Genomic DNA, 25,383 nt, shown 5'->3' with positions numbered 1-25,383 from the left:
CGTGTCTAACTTAGGCTTTGATTTCTCACCCGACTTTCGTCCTTTAGCTGCCAGAATGCGCCCGAGGGAAATCAGTGAATACGTTGGTCAAAGCCATTTGCTTGGTGAAGGCCAACCGTTAAGACAAGCCCTTGAAGCCAATCGTGCTCATTCAATGCTCTTATGGGGGCCGCCTGGCACAGGCAAAACCACTCTAGCTGAACTCGTTGCTCATTATGCCAATGCTCACGTTGAGCGGATTTCTGCGGTGACCTCAGGGGTTAAAGAAATTCGCGCTGCGATTGAGCAAGCAAAAGCAGTTGCGCAAAGTCGTGGTCAACGCACATTATTATTTGTTGATGAAGTACATCGATTTAACAAAAGTCAACAAGATGCATTTTTGCCGTTTATTGAAGATGGCACGGTCATTTTTGTTGGTGCAACGACTGAAAACCCATCGTTTGAGCTCAATAACGCATTATTGTCACGAGCAAGGGTGTATCTCATTAATCGCCTAGATGGTGATGATATTGCTCAAATTATAAATCAAGCATTAACTGACACTGAACGTGGTTTTGGCAAGCGACATTTCAACATGCCAGATGATGTTATGCAGCAATTAGCTGCCACATCAGATGGAGATGCCCGCAAAGCACTTAACTTATTAGAGTTAATGAGCGACCTAGTCAGTGACAATGACAGCTTTACCCAAGAGATGCTTACTCAAGTTGCTGGCCATCAGATGGCCGCATACGATAAAAATGGCGATCAATTTTACGATTTAATTTCAGCAGTGCACAAGTCAGTGCGTGGTTCATCGCCAGATGCTGCGCTGTATTGGTATTGCCGCATTTTAGAAGGCGGCGGTGATCCTTTGTATGTTGCAAGGCGACTGCTTGCGATCGCTTCTGAAGACATTGGTAATGCCGATCCAACGGCAATGAATATTGCCCTCAATGCTTGGGATTGTTTCCACCGAGTTGGGCCCGCAGAAGGTGAACGAGCCATTGCGCAAGCGATTGTTTATTTAGCCAGCGCGCCCAAAAGTAATGCTGTCTATACCGCATTTAAAGCGGCTCGAACACTTGCTAGAGAAACTGGCCATGAGTCAGTACCTGATCATTTACGAAACGCACCGACTCAGCTTATGAAAAACATGGGGCTTGGCGCGGAATACCGCTATGCTCATGATGAACCTGGTGCATTTGCACCCGGTGAAAATTATTTTCCTGAGTCACTGCAGCAAAGCCAGTTTTATTATCCAACTGAACGTGGTTTTGAAAAAAGAATTAAGGATAAGTTGGCCCATTTAGCTGAACTTGACAGAACAAGTGAGGTAAAACGCTATGATTAGCTTGACCAATATCATGTTTGTGGCACTTGGCGGCTCAATTGGTGCAGTTTTTCGCTATGTTATTTCAATTTTAATGCTTCAGCTATTTGGAAGCAGTTTCCCTTTTGGTACACTGTTAGTCAATATATTGGGATCATTCTTGATGGGCATCGTTTATGCCATCGGTCTTGAAACAAGTCACCTAAGCCCAGAAATGAAAGCCATGGTTGGTGTTGGGCTATTAGGCGCGTTAACGACTTTTTCAACGTTTTCCAATGAAACATTATTGCTCATGCAAGAAGGACTCTTCTTAAAAGCAATTCTCAACGTGTTGTTGAATGTCACGCTATGTATTTTCATGGTATATGTCGGCCAGCAGCTAGTAATTTCTCGCATTTAACTATTAAGAATATAAAACATGTTAGATCCAAAATTTTTGCGTAACGAACTTGAAGTCACAGCTGAGCTTTTAGCTAAACGTGGCTTTATCCTTGATGTTAGCCGTCTTACTGCCTTAGAAGAAAAACGTAAGTCGCTACAAGTGGAAACAGAAGAATTACAAGCGTCCCGTAATGCAATCTCTAAATCCATCGGTCAAGCTAAGTCTCGTGGCGAAGATGTTAGTGAAATCATGGCAAAAGTAGGGGATTTAGGTTCTCAACTGGATGCGAAGAAAACTGAACTAGCTGAGTTATTAGCTGAGTTAAATGGTATTGCGATGAGCATGCCTAACTTGCCTGATGATGCAGTACCTGCTGGCGCTGATGAAAATGACAATGTTGAAGTGCGCACATGGGGCGAGCCAACTAAATTTGATTTTGAAGTTAAAGATCATTTAGACCTTGGTGAAGGTTTAGATGGCTTAGATTTTAAAAGCGCAGTTAAAATTACCGGCTCACGCTTTATCGTAATGAAAGGTCAAATTGCGCGTTTAACCCGTGCAGTTGGTCAGTATATGTTAGATCTTCATACTGAAAATCACGGCTATACAGAAATGTATGTGCCGTTATTAGTGAACGAAGAAAGCTTACTGGGTACGGGTCAATTACCAAAATTTGGTGAAGACTTATTCCACACCAAACCAGCGACTGAAGAAGGACAAGGCTTAAGCCTTATCCCTACTGCTGAAGTGCCATTAACCAATATGGTTCGTGACACGATTGTTGAAGAAGCGAATTTGCCTCTTAAAATGACTGCATTAACATCTTGTTTCCGAAGTGAAGCTGGCTCTTACGGTCGTGATACTCGTGGTTTAATTCGCCAGCATCAGTTTGATAAAGTAGAACTTGTTCAAATCGTTAAGCCAGAAGATTCAATGGCAGCACTTGAAGAATTGACTGGTCATGCTGAAAAAGTACTACAAGGTTTAGGTCTTCCATACCGTACTATGATCTTATGTACTGGCGACATGGGCTTTGGCGCAGCTAAAACTTATGATTTAGAAGTATGGTTACCTGCGCAAAACACTTACCGTGAAATTTCTTCTTGTTCAAACATGAAAGATTTCCAAGCACGTCGTATGCAAGCGCGCTACCGCGGTGTTAATGATAAAAAGCCAACGCTTTTACATACACTGAATGGTTCTGGTTTGGCAGTAGGGCGCACAGTGGTAGCGATTCTTGAAAACTACCAAAATGCTGATGGCTCAATTACTATTCCTGAAGCGTTACGTCCGTATATGCGTGGACTTGAAAAGATTGCTTAGTAGATAACGCTAATAGCCATCTGCATTGCCAAAGGTTAACAGTCCCTTTGGTAATGGGATAAACAATAAAAACCAAACATCATGTTTGGTTTTTTTATGGCAACATATCATTTGCTGTTGTCCACAACTTAAAAAGTAAAGATGAAGATGTTAGAAATCGAATATGTCATAGATGAGATGTCGACAAAGATGTATGTCGACAAAACGCATTACTTTAAGTTATCTGATAACCAATGGGTTTTAGCTGGTGACTTGGCGGTTAGTGCAAGTATCATTGCTAGAAGTGGCACTGCTGCATCTATAGTGACAGTGATTGAAATTGACCCTAGGTACCATTATTGTGATGTTAAATTGAGTCATAATCATCATTTCTTTGTCACCAAAAATCCAAGTTCTGCACTAGATAAAAACTGTGAAATAGTGCCAACCGACCCCCTTGAATTAATCCCCTATGAGTTAGCCAATAAACCTTCTTACCACCCCAATGGTGAACCAACAGGGTACCATAGCGGCCCGTGGGTTGCGGCGAGACATATTAATCATAAGGGTGAACATATCTTTGGTTGGGGCAGAGCAGATGACGTGATGTGTGCTGAAGATGCAGCGGTCAATGATTTAAAAGCTAAAGTTAGCAGCGATACATTATTGAACCGTAAAAATGTCACCATATCCCATGCATATATTCGTAAATACACTAAAAAAGGTCGGTTAATCAATAAAATGAGCCCTTGTACATATTGCCGTGAAAACTATGGCTTGGCTTTAAATGATAAAACGGTGGGAGAAAGTGACTTAATTAAACCTGGGCGAGATCACCTGCCAGAGTAAAAGATAACTTAAAGGTAATTGTTTAACTTTAAAGCTAATTGTTATTAATTTAACTTGCTCTTATCTCAATTTATTCAAACCTAATGTCTCTAGGTCGTATTCAACTAAAGTGACCTTAATTGAGTAAAGTGACTAAAGTTACCCAAATTGAGTAAAGTAAGATAAGAGCAGTGTTTCTTTTCTACTGTAAAATTAGATACATTTAGCAGGTTTTGGTAACCCAGCTATCTTAGTTGCCTGTTTAGCAGGTCCGACAGGAAAAAGGGTATACAAGTATTTAGAGTTACCTTTATCAGCCCCTAATGACTGACCTATAGCCTTAACCAATACACGTATTGCAGGACTGGTTTTAAACTCTAAGTAAAAATTTCGAACAAAATTAATCACTTCCCAATGTTGCTCGGTGAGTTCAATCTCTTCTGTTGCTGCCAATGTTGGCGCCATTTCTGGCGACCAGTCTGTGTAATTTTTTAAATAACCTTTAGCGTCAACTTCAATGTGTTGACCGTTAAATTCAAATGATTCTACCAAGTGATCACCTTAGTGTGTTGCAATGTAGCCAGTACAAACTGGTCATAATCAATGATTGAGATATTGGCTGATTGAGGTAAACGCTCGCTTAAGCCTCTGGCTTCAATGTCTTCAATTAACACATACAGTTTGAAATCAGCCAAACGTTGTTGCCATTGAGTATTGAGTAAACAATTTAGCGCATCGTCAGCGAGTAAAATGCTGTCTTGAGCATCAATGTAACGTAAACAAGTGTTAAGGGCGTTATCAGCCGTTACTGAGCTTTGAATATGGTGCAATATCATAGTTAGTAGACCACCACTTCATTTGCCTGCTGAATTAATAGCTGTATCTGTTTGACACTCGCCATTTCAGCTTCAAAATTAAATTCACTTTCTTTTAAACCAAATTGTTTCGCAGATTCTTGGCAAACCAAAACAGTGTCAATATCATATAAACTAAGCGCTTTAAAAGTGGCTAAATAGTCCTTACTGCCGACGAGTTCAGGCTGCTGTTCAGGCAATAAGTGTAAAACCGCTTCATCAGTAAATACCACACTGACTTCTTGCTCAAAGCTTGCACTTAACATGGCAAAATCGAGTCCTTCGCGACTTGAAGTATTGCCAATTGGGCTATGTCTAAAGATGACACATACTTTTTTCATTAACTGAGTACCTTTGTCTTACCGCTATATTTGATCATTAGAAACAAATCAATCTATCTGATTGTTCAATACCGGTAACGAGTTCACCGAGTCCGCCCATTGTGAATTTGTCACTGGCGTTGAAAGCATCTTTACGGTTTTCGTTTGCATCCTGTGCCGACAAAACCCCACGCCTTAAGGCAGCAGAAACACAATTAACAAGATGTAGATTATGTTCAGTAGCGAGTTTAGTCCAAGCTCGATGTAAATCATGCTCGTCAGAGGCGGGACAAATTAAAGCGCTACTGTTCATCACACCATCTTGATAAAAGAAAACATGACTGACTTGATGACCCAAAGACAAAACGCTTTCAGTAAAACGAAGGGCGCGGAAACTGGCGGTAGAGCCATAAACTGTGCCATTAACTTGGATAATAAATTTATTCATAACAATAAAAAATGGCTCCTGTAAGGGAGCCATTTTAGCGTAGTTAGCTGATTAATCACAAGGTCATAAATAAGTGATTAATACCGATACTCACTGATTAATCATCGTTACCCATGCCTAACAAGTGTAGTAGGGCCATGAATAAGTTAATGAAGTTTAAGAATAATGAGATTGTTGCGCGAATATAGTTTGTTTCGCCACCATTTACGATACGGCTTGTATCATAAAGGATTAAACCAACCATAATCATCGCTACAGCAGCTTGCAGTGCCATAAACATCGCGCCGCTGTTTACAAAGAACATGTTGATTAAAGAAAGACCAATAACCACAAGTAAACCAGCAAATAAGAAACCACCCATAAAGTTAAAGTCTTTCTTAGTGGTGATTGCGTATGCTGATAATGAGATAAAGATGACTGAGGTTAAACCAAAGGCTTGCATAATAAGCTCTGGGCCATTCGCCATACCAACATAATGGTTAAGAATGTAACCTAGTGATGCACCTTGCATACCTGTAAATGCGAAAACCCAAGCTAAACCCGAAGCATTATCGGCTTTTTTCAAGGTAACCATCATGACTACGATACTGCCTAGTGATAGACCGATAGACATGAAAGGACCGATGTTCATCGCCATTGCAACACCAGCCATTACAGCTGCAAATGCTAATGTCATGGACAATAACATGTAAGTGTTTTTAATGAGTTTGTTGGTTTCCATCGTCGTAGCTTGTTGGCCCGACAAAGTTTGTTGATTCATAACAGTCTCCAAGACGTTAAAAAAATGATGTTCCTATATTAGAAAGCTTTGGAACATACTGATAAATTACTAATGACTTAAGTTGATGATACCTGAGCTTTACTACAGCTTAAAGTAATCTTCGTAAACGAATTGCATCAGGAACAATAAATATTGTGTAAATCAGAGAGCTAACTCACCTGATTACCTAAAAAAGGCTTATTAAAAGGCAAATTGGATCACGCTAAATCCAATGATAATAATGCCATTGTTAAAAAATTAGCTTAACTGAACATTAAATCTGACATTTGGCTCATTACAATTGAATAACTGGCTTAATTAATTGATAAAAATGAGACATAAGCAATTTCGTCGTTTACGCTAACCACTCTCGATGCAGTTTATCTGTATCACCTAGATAATCTAATACCCATTCCAATGCCGGAGACATCTTTTCTTGGTTCCATGCTAAACAGCAAGGGCTGGCATTCTTTGGGTTCTCAAGTGTTTTAGAAATTAACGAACCTGATTGAATAAACGGTTTAGCAAGGTTCAGCGGCATATAGCCAATGCCTGAACCATCCCTGAAACAGTTAATTGCGCGGATCCAGTCTGGCACGACCAAACGTCGCTGATTATCTAATAACCATGTCGTGCGTTTTGGGATTTCTCGCGACGTATCTTCAAGACAAATAGAAGGGTACTGACGTAGTTCATCATCTGAAAGCGGTGTTTCAATATCGGCCAGAGGATGATTTTTACTGACCAAGAACGCCCATTCAATGTCGCGCATGTCTTTATATTGAAAAACGCCACCGACAGGAATAGCTGTGGTTGCGCCAATGGCAATGTCACTTCGACCTGTTGCCAATGCTTCCCAAACCCCATTGAAGACTTCAATGCGGATGATAAGTTCTACATCGCTAAAGTGGCGGTAGAAGTCGGCGATTAATACGCTGATCCTATCTGCACGGACAATATTATCTAGTGCAATGGACAAAGTAGGCTGCCAGCCATTTGCGACACGCTGAGTACTGCGCTTTAAGTCGTTCATTTCAGCTAGTAGTTCTCTTGCATGTTGCACGAAGTGTTTACCCGGTTCAGTTAAGCTTACACTTCGATGATGCCTTTCAAACAAAATGACACCAAGTTCGTCTTCTATTTGTTTAACGGCATAACTGACGGCTGATGGAACTTTGTGTAATTGATTGGCCGCAGCGGTGAAACTACCGACACGCGCGACTATATCTATCATTTCCAAGGCTTGTTCTGAAAGCATGAAGGGCTATCCTTTGCTATGAAAAATTATGAATGCAGTCATCAAAAGTAAACGTTTCACAAAGTTTTTGCAAGTCATTAGACTGCACGCAGTTTTTAATAGTCTCAACTTGGAATACCTTTTTACATGAACAATGCATCATCCATTACCACTAATTCAAAGTCTGCAAATTTGCAGTACTTTATTTTGTTAGGTTACCTCGCTTTACTGAGTATGCTGGGCTTTATTGCTACAGATATGTATTTACCTGCATTTCAGAATATTGCAGATTCATTTTCTACTAGCTTAAATAATGTGGCCTTTTCATTAACCACCTTTTTGGCAGGCTTAGCGCTAGGGCAATTATTATATGGCCCACTAGTTGAAAAAGTAGGTAAGCAAAAAGCATTAATCATCGGTCTTGCATTGTTTGCAGCGGCCAGCGGCGCGATCGTTGCTAGTGAATCAATTGTGATGCTTAATATTGCGCGATTTTTTCAAGCGTTGGGTGCATGTAGTGCTGGCGTGATTTGGCAAGCGATTGTGGTTGAAAAATATGATGCTGAAAAAGCACAGAAAATATTTTCAAACATTATGCCGCTTGTTGCACTTTCACCAGCAGTTGCACCACTGATAGGTGCATCAATTGTCAGTAATTTTGGCTGGCGTGCTGTCTTTATCACATTGGTGATTATTGCATTGTTATTAATTGTATTAACTAAGTGGTTAGTCGCGGCTGAGACCAAGCAAGCGGAAGTACAAGAGAGCATTAGCTACAAGTCGATTTTAAAAAATACGCATTATCTAGGTAATGTGGTCATTTTTGGCGCTTGTTCCGCTGCTTTCTTCAGTTATTTAACGGTTTGGCCAAGTGTAATGATCAAGTACGGTTATGAAGCGCAGGCCATTGGCTTAAGCTTTATTCCTCAAACCATTATGTTCATTGTAGGTGGCTACATGAGCAAGGTGTTGGTGAAAAAGCTTGGCGCACCGACAGCACTTAAGTATGTATTAGCGCTGTTCTTTGTGTGTGTTGCTGCAATTGCTATCGTGACATTAGTTATGAAAATTGAAAGCATTTACCCATTACTGATCGCTTTTTCAATTTTAGCTGCTGGTAACGGTGCAATTTATCCTATCGTAGTGAACAATGCGCTGCAGCAATTCAGTAAAAATGCGACTAAGGCGGCTGGTTTACAGAACTTTATTCAAATTGGTATGGCATTTGGTGCATCGAGTATTGTGGCTCTGTTAGCCCAATATGCTGAAATGACCATTGGTTTAGGGGTGTCATTAAGTGCTGTAGGCGTGTATTTGGGCTACTTATTATCAAAGCATGATAACTGGACTTCAGTTAAACAATGTTTTGTAAAGCCAGATCCTGCTCGAATTAGCGCCTATGCTGATAAAAATTCAGCAGAGTGATGCCATCTTAAGCAAACGGTAAGTTTTATGTAAAGTTATGCTTTACAGAAAACGTCGAGGACATTATTATTCTCGGCGTTCGGAGAGATGGCAGAGTGGTCGAATGCACCGGTCTTGAAAACCGGCATGGGTTTGTAGCCCATCTAGGGTTCAAATCCCTATCTCTCCGCCACATTTAGAAAAGCCCGCTAATTTATTAGCGGGCTTTTTGCTATCTAGAATTTAATATATAAAACAACATAGGTTTGTAGTTCATCAATGTAGGGTTCAACTCCTTATCTCTTCGCCATATTAAAGACGAAAGGCTCATCAGAAATGATGAGCCTTTTTTCGTTCTTGTGTATTTATAATTAAACATGGGTTTGTAGTTCATCAATGTAGGGTTCCTCTTTCAAAAATACGCTATCTCTCCGCCATATTTAGAAAATCCCGTTACTGCAAAGTAACGGGATTTTTGCTTTGTGGAATATTAAGTTTCACTGAAAAGGTTTGTAGCGCATTAACGTAGGGTTCCTCTTTCAAAAATACGCTATCTCTCTGCCATATTTAAGAAAAGCCCGATAATTTATTAGCGGGCTTTTTGCTATCTAGAATTTAATATATAAAACAACATAGGTTTGTAGTTCATCAATGTAGGGTTCCTCTTTCAAAAATACGCTATATCTCCGCCATATTTAGAAAAGCCCGCTACTTAAAGTAGCGGGCTTTTCTAAATATGGAAATTGAGTGAGTTCGGCAAGAGAATTAAAAGGTTTGTAGCGCATTAACGTGGGTTCCTCTTTCAAAAATACGATATATTTCCGCCATATTTAAGAAAAGTCCGCTATTTATAGTGTGCTTTTTACTCTCTGTATTTGGACTAATTATCTGTTCTTTGGCATTCGTGGGCATACATCAACGTTTAGGTGTGGCCTTTATGCTAGTATCACAAGCTTGGGATTCAGCTTATAGCCTTTACTCACCTTATATAGTGGGTAGCACATGAGTTTTACTGGTGCAGTTAGCTAATCAACTATTAAGCAAAATGGAGTTGTCTTTTGTATTCGTGAAACCGGATATGCGAACATCATAATTTATGAGTTTTAAATCAAACAAATACAGCATTGAATCTACAGATTATCAAATCGGACAGGATAATGTGACTAAATTGGGCATGGATGTTCACAACACAGTTTTTACCGCTTCAGTCGGGCTCTCTCTTCTCTTCATCATCACCTTATTAGCACTTTCCCCAGCGGATGCCAAAGCTGCCATCGATTCAGTAAAAGGCGCAGTACTATCTAATTTCGATTTCCTTTTCATGTGGGGCGCAAACATAATGCTGCTGCTTGCAGTTGTTATTGCGTTTTCACCTTTAGGGAAAATTCGTTTAGGTGGTGATAAAGCCAAGGCTGATTATTCCTTGGTATCCTGGATAGCCATGTTATTTGCTGCTGGTATGGGCATAGGCTTGATCTTTTGGGGGGTGGCTGAGCCAACTGCATTTTATACCAACTGGTTTGGCACCCCGTTAAATGTTGACCCATTTACCCCTGAAGGACGTGAAGTGTCATTAGGGGCGACTGTTTTTCACTGGGGTTTTCATGCGTGGGCCATTTATGGCATGACTGCGCTTTGTCTTGCTTATTTTGTTTATAACAAAGGTCTGCCTTTATCGATGCGCTCGGTGTTCTATCCGTTACTAGGCGATAAGGTTTGGGGCAAAACAGGGGATGTCATTGATGTATTAACTGTGCTGGTGACTCTGTTTGGTTTAGCTACTTCGCTCGGTTTAGGCGGAACTCAAGCTGCAAGTGGTATCAGCCATGTGTTTGGCCTTGAAAATAATCTCTTTCTTCAGCAATTCATTATTATGTTGATCATGGGATTAGCCATAGTCTCTGTGCTTAGAGGGATGAATGGAGGTATAAAATTTTTAAGTAACCTTAATATGGTTATTGCCTTTGTCTTTATAATCTTCATTGCCGTGCTGAATTTCACAACGGTACTAGATTCAGTCGCTACCGCACTTACAGGTTACGTTAAAAATATCATTCCTTTGAGTCAATCTTCTGGTCGAGAAGATACCACATGGTTACATGGTTGGACCGTTTTCTACTGGGCCTGGTGGGTCGCTTATGCTCCTTTCTTTGGTATGTTCGTGGCACGTATATCTAAGGGGCGCACTATTCGTCAGTTCCTTTTATGTGTATTGATAATACCAACAGCGGTGACATCAGCGTGGATGTCTATTTTTGGCGGTATCGCAATTCAACAAGTGATTGATAAAGTGGGGCAGTTAGGTATAGATCAAGGTATTGCTGACGTATCTTTGAGTTTGTTCTACATGTTAGAAGCTTACCCACTCGGAAATATATTATCGCTTATCGCAATCGCACTAATTATTGTTTTCTTTGTGACGACATTAGATTCAGGTTCAATTGTGATTGATGGCATGACTGCAGGTGGTAAGTTAGAAGTGCCTGATCGACAGAAAGTGGTTTGGGTCTTTATTTCTGGTGCCATTGCTATGGTAATGCTGTGGATTGGTGGTACTCAATCAATTCAAGCTCTACAGTCGATAACAATTATTGCAGCGTTGCCATTTACTATTATCTTACTTTTAGCTTGCTTCAGTTTGATCAAAGGATTATTGACTGAAACTGATCGAAACAAGCACATCGATAATGTCAAAGAAGCAGCCTAAAACTGTCAAGCCTTTTGGTTTAAGTCTATTGGTTTAAGTCAATTGGGTTTGAGTAGATTTGGCTTGAGCTGTTTTTACTTGAGTAGATAGGTTTAAGTATAAGAACCAAATTAAATGACTTAGCGTTAATAAAACACATTTACTGGTTTTAACGTACGCCATGTGGTGTAAACCGTTAAAAAAACAGCATGGTGATGTTATGTTGAGCAAACGAGTCATTTAATTGAATTTATCACTTTACAGTGAACCCCGAGGACATTATTATTCTCGGCGTTCGGAGAGATGGCAGAGTGGTCGAATGCACCGGTCTTGAAAACCGGCATGGGTTTGTAGCCCATCTAGGGTTCAAATCCCTATCTCTCCGCCATATTTAAAGAAGCCCGTTACTGCAAAGTAACGGGCTTTTTGCTATGTGGAAATTGAGTGAATTCGGCAAGAGAATTAAAAGGTTTGTAGCGCATCAGTGTAGGGTTCAACTCCTTATCTCTCCGCCATATTTAAAGAAGCCCGTTACTGCAAAGTAACGGGCTTTTTGCTATCTAGATATTAATAAATAAAACAACATAGGTTTGTAGCGCATCAATTTAGGGTTCAAATCCCTATCTCTCCGCCATATTTAAGACGAAAGGCTCATCAGAAATGATGAGCCTTTTTTCGTTCTTGTGTATTTATAATTAAACATGGGTTTGTAGTTCATCAATGTAGGCTTCCTCTTTCATAAATACGCTATCTCTCCGTCATATTTAGAAAGCCCGCTATTTTATAGTGGGCTTTTTGCTTTGTTGAATATGAAGTTTCAATGAAAAGGTTTCTAGCGCATTAACATAGGGTTCCTCTTTCATAAATACGCTATCTCTTGGCCATATGTATAAAAGCGCGAATTTTTATGCTTAACCACTCAACATATCCAGTGGGCTAATGGTTCCTGCATAATGCTGGCCTAACACATGTGTATAAATCTGAGTTGTGTTGACGTCATTATGCCCTAACAACTCCTGAACGCTGCGGATATCCCTGCCAGATTGTAATAAGTGGGTCGCAAAGCTGTGCCTAAAGGTATGGCATGTCACGCGCTTAGTGATATCCGTTTTATGTACCGCTTTAGCGAGTGACTTACGTATGACACTATGATGTAAATGATGTCGGCAAAGCGTTCCCGTATAGGGATTATTGACGATAGTCGTAGAAGGAAATATGAACATCCATCCAATTTGTTTAAATGCACTTGGGTATTTTCGTTCCAATGCGTTGGGTAGGGATGGCCCCACACCGATAAGGTTGTCTTTCTGTTGAACACTGATCGCACTTTCAATAAATTCACTAAGTTTGTCGATGCATCTTTGGCTGAGAATGGTCTGTCTGTCTTTTCTACCTTTACCGTTTCGAATGGTGAGAGATTGATGCTCAATATCGATATCTTGTATTCGCAGACTCAAGCACTCAGAAATACGTAAGCCACTTCCGTATAGCATTGCAATGATAAGGTTATCGCGGCCTTTAAGTTGACTCAATACCTTTGCCACTTCTGTTGTCGATAATACGGTTGGAAGCTGCCTTTGTTTACTTGCGTAACGAAAGCCTAAATCACCTAACGGTTGTTTTAAGTGTTTTTGATAAAGGTAAACTAATGCATTGAGCGCCACTTTTTGTGTATTCACAGCGACATGACGGGAGTTTGCAAGATAGCTAAGGAACTGCGCGACTTCAATTGATCCCATCGTTTCCGGGTGTCGTTTATGTTGAAAGTTAATAAACGCCTTCATCCAATATAAATAGGCTTTTTCGGTTCTTATGCTGTACCCACGCATTCGCATATTTTCTTGAACTTTACTGAGAAACGGGCTTGTCATTTTTTGCATGCTAAATAACTCGATGACTGTGTTTATATACAGTATTATTTAATTTTGCCATTTTTCAAGTGATAAAATGATTGTTTTATGCGCGTTTATCCTTGTGATTTTTTAAATACTTACATATTATCAATCGCTTAATGTAATATTTTTTTAAATAATAGGCTTGAAAAGTGCGCATGCGCATTTATCAAGAAGTTTATTAGCTATAATGTTAGCTTTTACAATATTTTCAGGTAATTAGGTGTGCACGTTTTTACTGGTCTGATGAGGTAAATGCGCATGCGCACTATACAAATGTTCTTGACCTGCGGTAGACGATTTTTTTGTAAAAAGAAGTGATATTTTAGTCTAGCCGAGGGAGTAGATAGAACCAAACGTGATGGAAGAAACGCCTATTTTATGGTAGCTTGAAGGCACTTGCTAAGGCTCGTAAAGCGTAGCTTTTAAAGAGACCTGCAATTGACTTCAAGTAAAGAAGCGATGCTTCCCTCACGCCGCAGGGGGGCTTCAATTAAGCCCCAAGGGCATGGAATATGAACTCACGGATTGAGTAGCGACAACCTCCTCTCTGCGAAGTAAAGAACAACCCGTTACATGAGACCTACGGCTCATGAACTATGATCGTTAGCAACCATAAATTTAAGCCTAAAGTATAAGGATATACAATGTCTCAATTTAATGAGTTATGGAAAAACTTTCCAGAGAAAAGCCTAATAAGAGCAAGGTGTCAGAATAAGCAGCCGACCAGCTCTAGTCCATTTGGGAATTATTGCGCAATTAACTTGAGCGATGCCTTAATTAAGTCTGGTGTATCAACCGTCGGGGCCAAAGTCAAAAAATGCTGGGGACATGGAGGAATGAAACATATTCTTCTTGCTGAAGAGATGGCCGTTTGGCTTAATAAATCTAGCTTTAACTGGTTAAGTAAAGTTGAAAAAATCAGCCCAAGTTCATTTCAAGATGATCTTGATGGTAAAACAGGAATTATTTTCTTTAAAGACTATTGGCAACGTGGAAATGAATCTTTCCCGAATCGAAGTGGAGACCATATTGATCTGTGGAACAAAGATGAAATAACTAGTTCATCAATGTTTACAAGGGGGATTCTTGAGTTTCTTGGGCGCGTAAGTGATCTAAATGAATCCCGAGAAGTTTGGTTTTGGGAGGTTAAATAGATGCGAATAAAATCACTCTTAATTTATATAACTTTAGCTGTTGTCAATTTTATCGTTAACTTCACTATCTATAACTATTCATTTAATTCACAAGCGACCCCTTTTCTGCATGAAGAGCAGAGGGTTGATAGTGGTTTATTGATGTTAAAAACAACGTTTCCTGCATATGTTGTCTCGGCGATAATTATAACAATATTATTTTATTGTGCTGCAAAAACATTAAAACGTAAATCTTGAGTTAGAGCTAACAAGAACATAAATTATGATTTCGTAAGTTTGGCAATTTTTATTGCAAAAGGCGCAATAAAACTGCCAAGCTTACGCCACATATTATGTTGGCGTTATGAGTCAAAAGGGTTTTATATGTTGCCTATATTTGAATTAGGGTCAAAATTTGATCCGCAAATATTGGAAAGTTATGAGTTTACGGAAGCGCCCCATGAAAAAGTAAAAGGGGCTGTCGTATATACTCTGGAAGTTGGCACAGGCGATACATTGCTAACTGTCTATGAAGGTTTGCTTCACGAAGTGATTTATCAAAATCCGAGTTGGTTCCCGTGGACAAGAAAAAGAAAGTTGCGACACCTTTTTAATTCTTATTCAAGTAATTTGTCATGGGTAGAGTTTATGGATAATGGCTTCGGTAAAGTTTTTGATCGAGAAGACAAAGAGCTTTACGCACTTACTAGTCGTGCAATGGACTACACAACTTTTGGTACTGCATTTTGGCATACAAAAAAGCATTAAAAACTCATAACCAGTGCATCTTGTCGGACTTGGGCAAACTGTCACCTTTTTCGCGCTGCGCGGCAAAAAAAGGTGACAGTTCACCCAAGCCGCAAATGCAGGCGTTAGCTTTCATTCTGTTTATCGTTCACCGTAGGAAATTATGACTGAAGAAGTATTAGGATATTTAGATCACAATATACTGGACTCAATTCGTAAAGGTGATCCTTTTGATATCAGAGGGCTACTTGATAAAAACCAAATAACCCCGATTTATTCTAAGGAAAATCTGAAAGAGATAAAAAGGTCAGTAGGATCCGAAAATGAATTTTTATCAATTCTGAAAGAGTTAGGGGCGAAGTACATCGAACCGATTTACGAAAATAATTTACCTACTGGTAAGGCCCAGATTAATGATAGTGACGCTTTTTTCGTTTGGAGCTGGTTTATTGAAAATGAAGAACCAATGCCTGAATATGGTTACGGATTAAGCTCAATGCTAGAAAAATTTTATGGTGGAAGGCGTGATGAAACCTACGCGGAAATTTTCTCAAAGGGAGATGCCGAGCTAAAGAAAATAATGGATGATGCAATAGAAGAACTGGATTCCAATGAATATTTTACCGATGAAATGAAAGAGGCTATTAATGCTCTACCTGAAATGTTAGCAGTACAACATCAATACATCAGTGAAAAAATGGATATACTCGAGCAATCACCTGTTAAAGAATTTGAAAATGCAACAGGCTTGGGCGCAAAGGTATTAAAAAACATCAATCCACCACAAGTTGTCCAAAAAGTATTTGAAGCCGTTCAAAACTCTATGATTGGCGTTGAATTAGACATAGATATTTTCTTTGCTGTGAAGTATCAGCCTTTTGAAGCAAATTCAGACAGAAAAAAAACCTTATCCGAAAAAGTTAATGGGCTTTATCATCAGCTGAATTTCTTGGGGTATTATCGAGATAGTGATATGAAGAATACAAGAGGCTTTGTGCGTTCTTCTAGTGATATGACACACGCAGGAATAGCTTCTTTTTGTCACTTGCTATTGTGTCGTGACGAGGGGTTAGTAAAAAAAGCAGCTGCTGCTTATGAGTATGCAGGTGTTAGAACTCAGATTCTACACTTTCAAGCTAACAAGGCACTTAAACGGAACTAAAACAGTGGGTTACGTTTCGCTTCGCTACACATTTTAACCCACAATTTTAGTCCGCTTAGTGCGGCGTTCTTGACCTGCGGTAGACGATTTTTTAGTAAAAAGAAGTGATATTTTAGTCTAGCCGAGGGAGTAGATAGAACCAAACGCGATGGAAGAAACGCCTATTTTATGGTAGCTTGAAGGCACTTGCTAAGGCTCGTAAAGCGTAGCTTTTAAAGAGACCTGCAATTGACTTCAAGTAAAGAAGCGATGCTTCCCTCACGCCGCAGGGGGGCTTCAATTAAGCCCCAAGGGCATGGAATATGAACTCACGGATTGAGTAGCGACAACCTCCTCTCTGCGAAGTAAAGAACAACCCGTTACATGAGACCTACGGCTCATGAACTATGATCGTTAGGCTCCAGCGAGAATTTTTATATTACTTCGATAGTAAGGATATATAAGGCAGTGAAAACTATCTTCAGTATTTTGGATAAACGTGCACCAAAATCCATATTATTACTAGCACTGCTTGTGATATTGGCTATAAGCATTGCACACATTGTAATAGGTGAAACTATAGATGTTGGGCTGTTCTATATATTTTCAGTTCTACTCGTCAGCTGGTATGGGTCAAAGAAAGCTGGTATTTCGCTGGCTCTTCTTTCTGTAATTGTTTTGGTCGTTACTGAAGATTATTTTTCTCAGTTTTCAGTACCAATGTCAGAATTACTACTATTTTCAGTTCCATATGCACTCGTATTTTCGGGAGTAGCAATTATGACTACGAATTTCAGGAATGTATATCGAGTCGAAACGGAGGCAGCGGATACAGACTCTTTGACAGGAGCTCACAGCGTCAGAAGTTTTTATGTAGAGCTTGCGAATGAGTTGCTTCGTTCTCAGAGGTATGACCATGTGTTTTCATTGGTCTATTTAGATATAGATAATTTTAAGGGGATAAATGATTCACTCGGTCATTCCGTAGGTGATAAACTACTGATAGAGGTTGCAAACTGTTTGGTATTGTCGCTAAGAGCTACGGATATCGTGGCGAGATTAGGTGGTGACGAATATGCTTGTTTGCTACCTGAAACAAAGCAAGAAGAAGCGAAGTCTGCATTTCTTAAAGCAAAAAAGTTACTGAAAGATAGAATGAGAAAAAACAAATGGCCCGTGAGCTTTAGTGTTGGCTTGGTTACATTTGAGAACATTCCAGGGGATATAAAAGAGGCGATGGAAATTGCAGATAAGTTGATGTACTCGGTAAAGAACGAAAAAAAAGACAATATTGCTTACAAAGTTTGGCATACAAAAGCCTAACCAAGCCATCAAAGACGACGCTCGTGCCTCGCGCGTTTTATGGCGACGTTAGCCGTTTATCGTATCATCGAGTTTAAAATTTAATTACATAAATATAAGGAAATAAAATGAGAAAAGTTTTACTAATTAGTACCGTAATATTATTAATTTCAGCATGTTCAGAGACTAAAGATCCGTTACTTGCCGGATGCCTAAGTATTGGAATGGAAGAGCAAATGAAAGGAATGGAGGATAGTGACAGATATTCTGTTCAAAAGGGTGTTGAAATGGGATGTGATATGGTTATAAAAGAATGTGATAAATCGCCTAATGGTGAAATGTGTATAGCTTTTAAAAAGAAGTTTGAAGGTGAAAATTAATAAGGAGAAGCTTACTTGCCATCTATTAATGATATTGGCTTTAGTTTTTCTGATTGTTACTCGCTACATAATATATGTATCTATGCAAACAGAGTTTGGGACTAAAGCAGCGGGGGCAAATATTTCATATCTTCTTATTTGGGTGGTGGCATATTGGTTTGCGTTAACCTCAAATAAGATAGTAACTAATTCTATAGTTGGTTTTTTCGCAGTTGTTTTGTCTCCATGTATAATGTCACTTGTTGGGTATATCCTTCTAATTGTAATGTATATTATTAGGAAAAATAAACCTAATGAAGCGTATACAAACGGCTAACAGATAAGGATAGGCCGCGCGTAGCCGCGTCCTTATCCCAAGTGTTGAACAAGCCCGAGTGATACCTTTATAGTGTAAATATCGGCGTAAGATCTTACGCTTTTTCGATGTGTGCTGAGCAGTTACATTTTTTACTAGCCGCATCGATCCCTTAGCATCGCCAGCTAATTTCTTTACCTCAACATATCAATACCTTAGCACCTCCTGATACTTTTATTGTTCTGCATCTTAAGTGTTCACTTTCTAATTCCTCGGCTTAAACAGTGGCGTTAGGTGTGGTTGGTTTTTGCCTAAGAAAGCTTGTCAGTCGTGCATGCTTATTCCTATGCACCCCCATAAATATCATCGGTTGTCGGCAACAAGGGCAAGGTCGTATGGCTTGAGTTTTAGTGGTGTTTTCGAGCGGCGCAAACACGGTGCCAGCAACGGCTAGCATCAAGCGTATTCGTTGCCGCAGCCTGGCTGAACCTCCTCTGAGTAATCCACTCTCATTGTTAAGAGTCTCTCACTCGCCGTAAGCCTTTCGGCAGCACATGTTGCAGTACCAACCATAGAAATTCGACAGTAGGTAATGTACGTATTTCAGTGGTGTTGGTTTGGCTATTTTGCCCATGGTTTTCAAGATAGGCAAAACTAATTTGTCCGTCGATATTACTGACGATATTTTTATCGGGCAACACGCCGCGATAAAGGTATCGCGACAGGTACTTTAACGCTGGCAGTCCTTTACCCACATGTTGGCAGTCTTCCACCCACTTTTGGGGTATTGAGCTAGGGAGTTTTAGACTCAGTTTTGCCAGTTGCGCCAGCAGTCTTGCTCGCCACACTTTGGCCAGGTTAAAGGCGTTGAACAGGTATTTACCCTTGTGTTTTTTCCACTGTTTTTTCGCTTTATCGAAGCTACCCGCAGGGATAATGAAATGGATGTGAGGATGAAAGTCACGCCTTCGGTTATGGGTATGCAGCACGCCCGTAAAACCAATCTCACCACCGATTTGCTTTGAGTTTTTAGCGAAGTCTTTGAGCACGCTGGCGGCCACTGAGAACATGGCTTGATACATCATTTCAGGTTGGTGTTTAGTGACGCTTCGTAGTTCATAAGGCAAGGTGAACGTCACCATGTAATACTCCACGGGCAGGAGTTTAGCTTGCTGTTTGTTGAGCCAGTCTGTCGTGGTGTTGTGCTGGCATTGCGGGCAACTGCGATGACCACATGACAACGGGAAATCAGCAGTATGCGTGCAGCTTCGGCATGCCCAATGGCTGGTTCGCTCAGTGTTACTGCGACAATTAAGCATGGCGAAAATCGCTTGGCGCATGGATGATGTAATGTGACCATTATAAGCCTGATTAAAGTCATCAAGGTGGTCGCGTAAAAGTTCAATGAACATCATAAATCGCACTCCCATTTGAGCACCAAATTATCAGTCAGCTGGTTAACGGATAGGGCGGTATTTTTGCGAGTGATAGTGGTGAGGCGGGTATAGCGGGCGGTGGTATTAAGGCTGTTGTGACCGAGCAGGCTTTGCACTGAGCGCAAATCTAGCCCTTGTTCTAACAAATGGGTGGCGTAGCTGTGGCGTAAATTATGTGGGCTAATGGATTTGTGAATATTGCACTCACGAATAACCCGCTTGAGTGCTTTTTGAATGCCGCCTTTATCTATCAATGAATCAGGCTGGCTATCTTTACCAGGAAAAATCAGTCGAGGATGGCGATGAGTTTACCAGTAATATCGCAGTGCTAATCAGGTCCGTTTGGGCAGCGGAACTAACCTGTCTTTACCGCCTTTAGCGTTACGAATGTGCACTTGCATCATCTGTGAATCGATATCACCAACCTGCAGTGAAATAGCCTCACCGAGGCGCAACCCCAAACTGTATAAGGCGAGAAAACACACTTGATATCGCAGCTTATGGGTAAGGCTAATGACGATAGAAACTTCAGCAGGGGTAAGAATATCAGGCAGTCTTTGGACTTGTGGTGGCTTAACAATATTAAGCCACTCCCAGTGTTGATTAAGCACATGTCGATAGAAAAACTGTAGCCCATTACGGTCGAGTTTCACGGTGCTCCATGAATGTGAATCAATCAAACTGGAAAAGTAGCGCTTTAGGTCATTAGTTGAAAGGTTATCAGGACAAGTGTCGAAATAAGCACTAATACGCCTAACGGCGCGGCTGTAGGCATCGATGGTCGCAGGCCGCTTGCCTTGCAGTGTTAAGTTGGTAAGATGTTGTTCATAAAGAAAATCAAAGCGTTGTTGCTCGTGAGTGTTCATAGTGATACTCCTAGATAACTGCCAAGGTAGGCAGGGTCTAGTAAGTATTTAAGATGGGAGAATAAAGGTGAGCTTTTATCTTTTCTGCCGCAGAGCGGCTTCGTTCAACAAGAAAATCAACAAGGACACGTAACAGTTGGCTACGCTTCTCTACACAATTTTAGCCAACCATTACTTAGCTTGTTATTTGGGCGTTATGTGTACAAGGAGTTTTCATGGGTAGCATACATAGTTACTATTTAGTTGGGTTCATGCTTTTATCAGCAATGTTAAATGCGTTCATAGAGCATGAGGAAGTCGGAATAAAGTTACTTTGCTTACTTTTATTATTCACGACTTTCGTCTTTGCTTCTCTATTTCATTCTTTAATGGTTAAAGTTGCAAAAGAGAAAACAGCAAATGTCGAGTAAGGTAGACATACAAGCTGTTTAACCAGAAAAAATATAGTTGGTTTTTTCGTTCCTCAACATTTTAGCCAACAATATTTTGCTCATAAAACAGTGGCGTTATGTGTTGAGGATGATTCGCAGTAAATTCAAGGATGAGGAGCCCGAAATGAGAGTTAATAAATTTAATCAAGCCAAACTAGGTGCTTTAACCATCTGCTTAGGTGTTTCACTTGGTATGTCTATTTTCGTTGGAAGTACATCACCTTACATTGGATCAATGCTCGGTATAATTACTGTCGGTGTTTTCGTAATGATTGTCTCAGGAAAGTGGGGCACAAAAAGCACATAACCAGTTAATATTTAAAGCTTATATATTGACGAATTTCTCAGGCTTTATACTTTATCTCTCCATCGTTTATCTCTCCAAGCTTTATCTCTCTGCCATTTATAAAAAGCTGGTCATTAAAAAAGAATAACGAGTGCGATAGACACTTATTGAATTCCAATAAAAAAAGCCAGCATATCGTTTAACGAAATATGCTGGCTGTTTGTATTGTACCTGTTAGTTGGTTTTCTCTGGTTGGTATTGTTCAAACCACCATAAGATATGGGCAACTTTTGACATTAAGTTACTTGGTCGTTTGTATATACCATGGGGCGCATCTGGGATCCTGACCATAGCGGTATCAATATTGCGTAATTTAAGGGCTTGATAAAATTGCTCAGTTTCAGCAATAGGGGTACGTTGATCCGCTTCTCCCGTTAATAGCATGGTAGGTGTTGTGACATTACCTACATAACTGATTGGTGATAACTTCATATAATGCTCGCTATCTTCCCAAGGCATTTTCTCAAACCAGTTCTTAATTACGAAGGGATAAATATCTGTCGTTAGCACAAAGCTATACCAATTGATCACAGGTTTGGCGACTACGGCTGCTGCAAATCTATCTGTATGGCCGACAATCCAAGCTGTCAGTACGCCGCCGCCTGATCCACCGGTGACAAATAATGCCTCTTCGTTAATTGCTTCTTTGGCAATAACACCATCGACTACCGACATTAAATCATCATAATCTTGGCTAGGGTAATTGTTATAAATGGTTTGTGCGAACTCTTTACCGTAACTGTCGCTTCCACGTGGGTTAGCATAGACAACGACATAACCACTGGCTGCCATTAATTGTACTTCTGCAGAGAAATGAGGGCCGTAGTTCGTTACTGGACCACCATGAATCTCTAAAATTAGCGGGAAGGTTTTGCCTGCTTTTTTATCCGCTTCATAACCTGGTGGATAGGCTACCCATGCTTGAATATCTCTATCATCAAAAGAGGATTTCACGTTCAACTCTTTTATTGAAGCTAAGGTTTTATAACTCAACGCATCATTATTTAAATCGGTAAGTTGGTTAGTTCTTCCTTTACGGGTAATGGCAATATCTGCGGGACGTTGAGGGTCTGAATAGGTAAATGCGATAGTGCCATCTTCAGCGACATCGAATTGGCTGCCCGTGTAAGGTCGACCAAATGAAAGGCCACCAAGGTTTTTAGCGGCAATTTCACGCTTACCTTTTAATGACTGATACGCCACATAAGTTTCACCTTTATCATGATAACTCATGTATATGGCTTTACTGTTATCAGCCCATTTTATGCTGTTAATCGAGCGATCTAAGTCGGCAGTGATAGAACGTTTATTACTACCATTAATATCCATGATAAACAGTTCAGTATTTTCATAGTTTTTGAAGTTTTGATCGTAGCCTAAGTACGCAATCATTTTGCCATTAGGTGACACGATAGGGGAGTTATCTGGTCCGACTCGATCAGTAAGTTGGGTGACTTGTTGATCATTAATATTAACGGCGTAGATATTGGTGTCTGTCCATTCTAAATCTTTCTCTGCGCGCTTATTGCTCGAGTAAATGAGCTGCTTACCATCTTTAGTCCAACTGATATTACTACGATGATCAAATTTCTCGTGGGTGACTTGTCTTGCTGCGCCGCCATTTGAGGACATCACAAAAATCTGACTATTACCTGCTTGGCTAAAACCTGCGCCATCAAAACGATAATACATGTCATCAATATAAACGGCAGGTTTTGCCCATTGGGCATTTTGTGGCTTACCAGGCAGTGAAACAACAGATTTAGGTTTACTGTTTACGAAGCGATTAAATGCGATGTACTTGCTGTCTGGTGACCAACTTAAATTAGATGGAGATTGGCTAAAGTGACTCATTTGGCTGCTTTCACCGGTTTCTAGCCATTTCATATGGATTTGAGCTGAGCCACTGGCTGTTGAGATATAAGCTAGTTTACTGTTGTCAGGTGATAGGCTTGGTGAGAAATCAACATGCAGGCCATTGGTAACAGGGGTAAGGCGCTTGTTTTTATCGACTTTCCAAATGTTACCTAGCTTTTTATCCGTCTGAATATCCATGTAATTACGTACAAAATACACTTCATCGCCTTCAGCGGTAATGGCTAAACCAGATGCATATTCTAAAGAAAACACATCTTCGAGCTGCAGCGTATTATGGACTTGGCTGTTATCGACATCATTTTGAGCATATGCCATTGTCGATGTTATAGCCGCAACGAGTGGCGATATCATGCATACCAGATAAATACCTTTGTTCATGAGTAATCCTTGACCTTAAATTGAACGATGAATATTTGTTATTAGTAACCCTAACTGAGTTATTGGAGATGAGTCAGCTAGAGAATTATTGATATTTATTGAATAAATTACCATAAGCTTAATAAAACACAAAGTTATGTGAATTGATATTTACATTAATCAAAGCTTAGGTATATTAATGAACAAGATTAATAACAATAAGCTGTAATGCCATGACTTTATTTCCATTTTCAACAAAACATAGAATAACTGAGTTCAAATCGTTCATCTCTACTACAGATTCAAACTCTAACAATATCCAAATCCTTAAGAATGATAAAAAAGCCTTTTCGCTTAGCGCGTTGGTTTTTGGTTGTTTAATGTCTCACTCGGTAATGGCTGATACAAAAGTCATTCATGCAGGTGAGTTGCTTGCTGTACCAGGTAAGGCCCCTTTAACAAAGCAAACTGTGGTCATTAAAGATGGTGACATCATTGCGGTTAAAAAAGGTTTCGTTGAGGTAAATAAAATTTCAGCTGATGCCACCTTGATAGATTTATCAGATAAGTTTGTTATGCCGGGCTTGATGGACATGCATGTTCATTTACAAATGGAGTTAGGACCGAATAATGTGTCAGATACTGTAAAACTATCTGATGCCGATGTCGCAATGAAAAGCGTTCACTATGCCAAAACCACCTTATTGTCTGGGTTTACTACAGTACGTGATTTATTAAGTGAGCCAGAGCAAATGTATGCACTGCGCGATGGTGTAGAAAAGGGCTGGATTGAAGGCCCACGTATTATTGCCGCGGCGGGTGTCACTATAACAGGTGGCCATTTAGATGCTGATGGCATGGCACCTGATATTTTAGCGATGAAATCCCCTAAAACGATTTGTGATGGCCCATATGAATGTCGAAAGGCGACGCGTGAAGCCATAAAATATGGTGCGGATGCCATTAAAGTGGCCTCAACTGGTGGGGTATTATCAGATACCGATACTGGTACTGGTCAGCAAATGACTGATTTAGAATTAAAAGAAATTGTAGAAACGGCTCACGGTTTAGGGCGTAAAGTGGCAAGCCATGCTCATGCAACAGCAGGCATTAATGCAGCGCTTCGTGCTGGCGTAGATAGTGTTGAGCACGGCAGCTATGCCGATAAAGAAACCATTAAACTGTTTAAACAAACGGGTGCTTATTTGGTTCCTACTTTGCTAGCTGGTGCAACGGTTGTTGAGATGGCTGAAACGTCAGATTTTATGTCTACACCTATTAAAGCCAAAGCCATTAGGGTTGGACCTGACATGCTAGCTAACTTTGAAAAATCATATAAAGCGGGAGTCAAAATCGCTTTTGGTACAGACAGTGGCGTTTCTAAGCACGGAATAAACGCTCAAGAAGCAGTATTGATGCATCAAGCGGGAATGCCAACCAGTGACATTTTAAAATCAGCGACTGTAAATGCTGCAGACCTTATTGATATGTCAGATAAGCTTGGCACTATTGAAGTAGGTAAGTATGCCGACATTATCGCAATTGATACCAGTCCACTTGATAATATTGAAGCCTTATTAGATATTGGTTTTGTGATGAAAGATGGTGTGGTGTATAAGCAGCAGTAATCATTATCTTTGGTT

Annotated in this window: 21 protein-coding genes, 2 tRNA genes and 2 pseudogenes; 15 read left to right on the top strand and 10 right to left on the bottom strand. The window is 40.1% G+C overall.

Annotation, left to right across the window (positions count from 1 at the left end; genetic code table 11):
- Nucleotide 1: 1 nt before the first annotated feature.
- From Q4600_RS02680 to Q4600_RS02665, 4 genes are all read left to right on the top strand, one after another.
- The gene (locus Q4600_RS02680; RefSeq protein WP_248955823.1) at nucleotides 2-1,333 is read left to right on the top strand and encodes a replication-associated recombination protein A; all 1,332 of its coding nucleotides are present in this window, start codon (nucleotides 2-4) and stop codon (nucleotides 1,331-1,333) included.
- A 1-nt stretch (nucleotide 1,334) separates the two neighbouring features.
- Nucleotides 1,335-1,712 carry a fluoride efflux transporter CrcB gene (gene crcB / locus Q4600_RS02675; protein ID WP_102526271.1) on the top strand — a complete coding sequence of 126 codons (378 nt, stop codon included), beginning with the start codon at nucleotides 1,335-1,337 and terminating at the stop codon, nucleotides 1,710-1,712.
- 18 nt (nucleotides 1,713-1,730) lie between these two features.
- Entirely contained in the window at nucleotides 1,731-3,017 is a 1,287-nt protein-coding gene (gene serS / locus Q4600_RS02670) for a serine--tRNA ligase (protein ID WP_102526189.1), read from the top strand.
- 147 nt (nucleotides 3,018-3,164) lie between these two features.
- Nucleotides 3,165-3,845: a hypothetical protein gene (locus Q4600_RS02665; RefSeq protein ID WP_303514459.1), complete on the top strand. Its 681-nt coding sequence runs from the start codon at nucleotides 3,165-3,167 to the stop codon at nucleotides 3,843-3,845.
- Between the two features lie 192 nt (nucleotides 3,846-4,037).
- Here the strand turns inward: Q4600_RS02665 and Q4600_RS02660 are convergent, their stop codons facing one another.
- From Q4600_RS02660 to punR, 6 genes are all read right to left on the bottom strand, one after another.
- Nucleotides 4,038-4,376 carry a TusE/DsrC/DsvC family sulfur relay protein gene (locus tag Q4600_RS02660; RefSeq protein WP_102526187.1) on the bottom strand — a complete coding sequence of 113 codons (339 nt, stop codon included), beginning with the start codon at nucleotides 4,374-4,376 and terminating at the stop codon, nucleotides 4,038-4,040.
- Nucleotides 4,370-4,660, bottom strand: coding sequence for a sulfurtransferase complex subunit TusB (tusB, locus tag Q4600_RS02655; protein ID WP_102526186.1), 291 nt, complete (start codon nucleotides 4,658-4,660; stop codon nucleotides 4,370-4,372). The genes Q4600_RS02660 and tusB overlap by 7 nt, the downstream gene beginning before the upstream one ends.
- Nucleotides 4,661-4,662: 2 nt before the next feature.
- Nucleotides 4,663-5,019, bottom strand: a complete 357-nt coding sequence (tusC, locus tag Q4600_RS02650; protein ID WP_102526185.1) for a sulfurtransferase complex subunit TusC — start codon at nucleotides 5,017-5,019, stop codon at nucleotides 4,663-4,665.
- 37 nt (nucleotides 5,020-5,056) lie between these two features.
- Nucleotides 5,057-5,446 (bottom strand): sulfurtransferase complex subunit TusD, encoded by a 390-nt coding sequence (gene tusD, locus Q4600_RS02645; RefSeq protein WP_102526184.1) that lies wholly within the window; start codon nucleotides 5,444-5,446, stop codon nucleotides 5,057-5,059.
- Between the two features lie 97 nt (nucleotides 5,447-5,543).
- Nucleotides 5,544-6,206, bottom strand: a complete 663-nt coding sequence (locus Q4600_RS02640) for a Bax inhibitor-1 family protein (protein WP_102526183.1) — start codon at nucleotides 6,204-6,206, stop codon at nucleotides 5,544-5,546.
- A gap of 355 nt (nucleotides 6,207-6,561) precedes the next feature.
- Nucleotides 6,562-7,464, bottom strand: a complete 903-nt coding sequence (gene punR, locus Q4600_RS02635; RefSeq protein ID WP_102526182.1) for a DNA-binding transcriptional activator PunR — start codon at nucleotides 7,462-7,464, stop codon at nucleotides 6,562-6,564.
- Nucleotides 7,465-7,590: 126 nt separating this feature from the next.
- Between punR and punC the strand changes: the two genes are divergently transcribed.
- The 4 genes from punC to Q4600_RS02615 all read left to right on the top strand — a co-directional run bounded on the left by punC (nucleotide 7,591) and on the right by Q4600_RS02615 (nucleotide 11,921).
- The gene (gene punC / locus Q4600_RS02630) at nucleotides 7,591-8,868 is read left to right on the top strand and encodes a purine nucleoside transporter PunC (RefSeq protein WP_102526181.1); all 1,278 of its coding nucleotides are present in this window, start codon (nucleotides 7,591-7,593) and stop codon (nucleotides 8,866-8,868) included.
- An 81-nt stretch (nucleotides 8,869-8,949) separates the two neighbouring features.
- Nucleotides 8,950-9,040, top strand: a tRNA-Ser gene (locus Q4600_RS02625).
- A 903-nt stretch (nucleotides 9,041-9,943) separates the two neighbouring features.
- On the top strand, nucleotides 9,944-11,554 hold the full coding sequence (locus tag Q4600_RS02620; RefSeq protein WP_303514470.1) for a BCCT family transporter: 1,611 nt from the start codon (nucleotides 9,944-9,946) through the stop codon (nucleotides 11,552-11,554).
- Nucleotides 11,555-11,830: 276 nt separating this feature from the next.
- Nucleotides 11,831-11,921: transfer RNA gene (locus Q4600_RS02615), tRNA-Ser, on the top strand.
- Between the two features lie 523 nt (nucleotides 11,922-12,444).
- Here the strand turns inward: Q4600_RS02615 and Q4600_RS02610 are convergent.
- The gene (locus Q4600_RS02610) at nucleotides 12,445-13,413 is read right to left on the bottom strand and encodes an integron integrase (RefSeq protein WP_303514472.1); all 969 of its coding nucleotides are present in this window, start codon (nucleotides 13,411-13,413) and stop codon (nucleotides 12,445-12,447) included.
- 659 nt (nucleotides 13,414-14,072) lie between these two features.
- Between Q4600_RS02610 and Q4600_RS02605 the strand changes: the two genes are divergently transcribed.
- From Q4600_RS02605 to Q4600_RS02585, 5 genes are all read left to right on the top strand, one after another.
- On the top strand, nucleotides 14,073-14,582 hold the full coding sequence (locus tag Q4600_RS02605; RefSeq protein ID WP_303518486.1) for a type VI secretion system amidase effector protein Tae4: 510 nt from the start codon (nucleotides 14,073-14,075) through the stop codon (nucleotides 14,580-14,582).
- 276 nt (nucleotides 14,583-14,858) lie between these two features.
- On the top strand, nucleotides 14,859-15,329 hold the full coding sequence (locus Q4600_RS02600; protein ID WP_303518489.1) for a hypothetical protein: 471 nt from the start codon (nucleotides 14,859-14,861) through the stop codon (nucleotides 15,327-15,329).
- A 142-nt stretch (nucleotides 15,330-15,471) separates the two neighbouring features.
- Nucleotides 15,472-16,470 carry a hypothetical protein gene (locus tag Q4600_RS02595; protein WP_303518491.1) on the top strand — a complete coding sequence of 333 codons (999 nt, stop codon included), beginning with the start codon at nucleotides 15,472-15,474 and terminating at the stop codon, nucleotides 16,468-16,470.
- Between the two features lie 447 nt (nucleotides 16,471-16,917).
- Nucleotides 16,918-17,772 (top strand): diguanylate cyclase, encoded by an 855-nt coding sequence (locus Q4600_RS02590; RefSeq protein ID WP_102527186.1) that lies wholly within the window; start codon nucleotides 16,918-16,920, stop codon nucleotides 17,770-17,772.
- Between the two features lie 107 nt (nucleotides 17,773-17,879).
- Nucleotides 17,880-18,131 carry a hypothetical protein gene (locus Q4600_RS02585; RefSeq protein WP_303517706.1) on the top strand — a complete coding sequence of 84 codons (252 nt, stop codon included), beginning with the start codon at nucleotides 17,880-17,882 and terminating at the stop codon, nucleotides 18,129-18,131.
- Nucleotides 18,132-18,703: 572 nt separating this feature from the next.
- On the opposite strand, the pseudogene Q4600_RS02580 reads toward Q4600_RS02585, so the two are convergent.
- Nucleotides 18,704-19,841: pseudogene (locus Q4600_RS02580) on the bottom strand (IS91 family transposase).
- Nucleotides 19,838-20,728, bottom strand: a pseudogene (locus tag Q4600_RS02575) (tyrosine-type recombinase/integrase). The pseudogenes Q4600_RS02580 and Q4600_RS02575 overlap by 4 nt, the downstream one beginning before the upstream one ends.
- A gap of 555 nt (nucleotides 20,729-21,283) precedes the next feature.
- On the opposite strand from Q4600_RS02575, the gene Q4600_RS02570 reads away from it, so the two are divergent.
- A complete protein-coding gene (locus tag Q4600_RS02570) occupies nucleotides 21,284-21,466 on the top strand; it encodes a hypothetical protein (protein WP_303517704.1) in 183 nt (60 codons plus the stop codon).
- Nucleotides 21,467-21,679: 213 nt separating this feature from the next.
- On the opposite strand, the gene Q4600_RS02565 is transcribed toward Q4600_RS02570, so the two are convergent.
- Complete coding sequence (locus tag Q4600_RS02565; RefSeq protein WP_303517710.1) at nucleotides 21,680-23,698, bottom strand: S9 family peptidase; 2,019 nt, start codon at nucleotides 23,696-23,698, stop codon at nucleotides 21,680-21,682.
- Between the two features lie 422 nt (nucleotides 23,699-24,120).
- Between Q4600_RS02565 and Q4600_RS02560 the strand changes: the two genes are divergently transcribed.
- On the top strand, nucleotides 24,121-25,368 hold the full coding sequence (locus Q4600_RS02560) for an amidohydrolase family protein (RefSeq protein ID WP_102527191.1): 1,248 nt from the start codon (nucleotides 24,121-24,123) through the stop codon (nucleotides 25,366-25,368).
- Nucleotides 25,369-25,383 lie beyond the last annotated feature (15 nt).

Source organism: Shewanella sp. 2_MG-2023, assembly GCF_030548905.1.
In the GTDB taxonomy this organism is placed as follows: Bacteria; Pseudomonadota; Gammaproteobacteria; order Enterobacterales; family Shewanellaceae; genus Shewanella; species Shewanella electrodiphila.
Note: the sequence above shows the minus strand (reverse complement) of the source record. Positions and strands in the feature narration are given on the sequence as shown.